The sequence below is a fragment of the Pluralibacter gergoviae ATCC 33028 = NBRC 105706 genome, assembly GCF_001598855.1.
Classification (GTDB): Bacteria; Pseudomonadota; Gammaproteobacteria; order Enterobacterales; family Enterobacteriaceae; genus Pluralibacter; species Pluralibacter gergoviae.
In genome coordinates this window covers 1-1,925 of record NZ_BCZS01000080.1, presented here as the reverse complement: position 1 = coordinate 1,925, position 1,925 = coordinate 1, and the positions used below count along the sequence as shown (strand labels likewise).

Below are 1,925 nucleotides of genomic sequence, written 5' to 3'. Positions count from 1 at the left end.
CGGGGTCTGACGCTCAGTGGAACGAAAACTCACGTTAAGGGATTTTGGTCATGAGATTATCAAAAAGGATCTTCACCTAGATCCTTTTAAATTAAAAATGAAGTTTTAAATCAATCTAAAGTATATATGAGTAAACTTGGTCTGACAGTTACCAATGCTTAATCAGTGAGGCACCTATCTCAGCGATCTGTCTATTTCGTTCATCCATAGTTGCCTGACTCCCCGTCGTGTAGATAACTACGATACGGGAGGGCTTACCATCTGGCCCCAGTGCTGCAATGATACCGCGAGATCCACGCTCACCGGCTCCAGATTTATCAGCAATAAACCAGCCAGCCGGAAGGGCCGAGCGCAGAAGTGGTCCTGCAACTTTATCCGCCTCCATCCAGTCTATTAATTGTTGCCGGGAAGCTAGAGTAAGTAGTTCGCCAGTTAATAGTTTGCGCAACGTTGTTGCCATTGCTGCAGGCATCGTGGTGTCACGCTCGTCGTTTGGTATGGCTTCATTCAGCTCCGGTTCCCAACGATCAAGGCGGGTTACATGATCCCCCATGTTGTGCAAAAAAGCGGTTAGCTCCTTCGGTCCTCCGATCGTTGTCAGAAGTAAGTTGGCCGCAGTGTTATCACTCATGGTTATGGCAGCACTGCATAATTCTCTTACTGTCATGCCATCCGTAAGATGCTTTTCTGTGACTGGTGAGTACTCAACCAAGTCATTCTGAGAATAGTGTATGCGGCGACCGAGTTGCTCTTGCCCGGCGTCAACACGGGATAATACCGCACCACATAGCAGAACTTTAAAAGTGCTCATCATTGGAAAACGTTCTTCGGGGCGAAAACTCTCAAGGATCTTACCGCTGTTGAGATCCAGCTCGATGTAACCCACTCGTGCACCCAACTTATCTTCAGCATCTTTTACTTTCACCAGCGTTTCTGGGTGAGCAAAAACAGGAAGGCAAAATGCCGCAAAAAAGGGAATAAGGGCGACACGGAAATGTTGAATACTCATACTCTTCCTTTTTCAATATTATTGAAGCATTTATCAGGGTTATTGTCTCATGAGCGGATACTTATTTGAATGTATTTAGAAAAATAAACAAATAGGGGTTCCGCGCACATTTCCCCGAAAAGTGCCACCTGACGTCTAAGAAACCATTATTATCATGACATTAACCTATAAAAATAAGCGTATCACGAGGCCCTTTCGTCTTCAAGAATTTTATAAACCGTGGAGCGGGCAATACTGAGCTGATGAGCAATTTCCGTTGCACCAGTGCCCTTCTGATGAAGCGTCAGCACGACGTTCCTGTCCACGGTACGCCTGCGGCCAAATTTGATTCCTTTCAGCTTTGCTTCCTGTCGGCCCTCATTCGTGCGCTCTAGGATCCTCCGGCGTTCAGCTTGTGCCACAGCCGACAGGATGGTGACCACCATTTGCCCCATATCACCGTCGGTACTGATCCCGTCGTCAATAAACCGAACCGCGACACCCTGAGCATCAAACTCTTTTATCAGTTGGATCATGTCGGCGGTGTCGCGGCCAAGACGGTCGAGCTTCTTCACCAGAATGACATCACCTTCCTCCACCTTCATCCTCAGCAAATCCAGCCCTTCCCGATCTGTTGAACTGCCGGATGCCTTGTCGGTAAAGATGCGGTTAGCTTTTACCCCTGCATCTTTGAGCGCTCTGATCTGAATATCGAGGGACTGCTGGCTGGTTGAGACCCGCGCATAACCAAAAATTCGCATAAAATGTACCTTAAATCGAATATCAGACACGATGTGTCTATTATGCCAAAATGACGATTTAATGGACACTCAAACGAAGCCGTTTTACTATGTCTGATAATTTATAACATTTCGGACGGTTGCGAAATTGTTAATATATAACCGTCAGGCAGGAAGGCCTATATGGGGTCGTCTCA

2 protein-coding genes are annotated in these 1,925 nt (G+C 46.8%); both read right to left on the bottom strand.

The features are described 5' to 3' along the window. Window positions 1-148 precede the first annotated feature (148 nt). Window positions 149-1,009 carry a broad-spectrum class A beta-lactamase TEM-2 gene (locus tag ENGE1_RS26160; RefSeq protein ID WP_011645017.1) on the bottom strand — a complete coding sequence of 287 codons (861 nt, stop codon included), beginning with the start codon at window positions 1,007-1,009 and terminating at the stop codon, window positions 149-151. Window positions 1,010-1,191: 182 nt separating this feature from the next. After that, window positions 1,192-1,749: a recombinase family protein gene (locus tag ENGE1_RS26155; protein WP_001217881.1), complete on the bottom strand. Its 558-nt coding sequence runs from the start codon at window positions 1,747-1,749 to the stop codon at window positions 1,192-1,194. Between the last annotated feature and the right edge of the window lie 176 nt (window positions 1,750-1,925).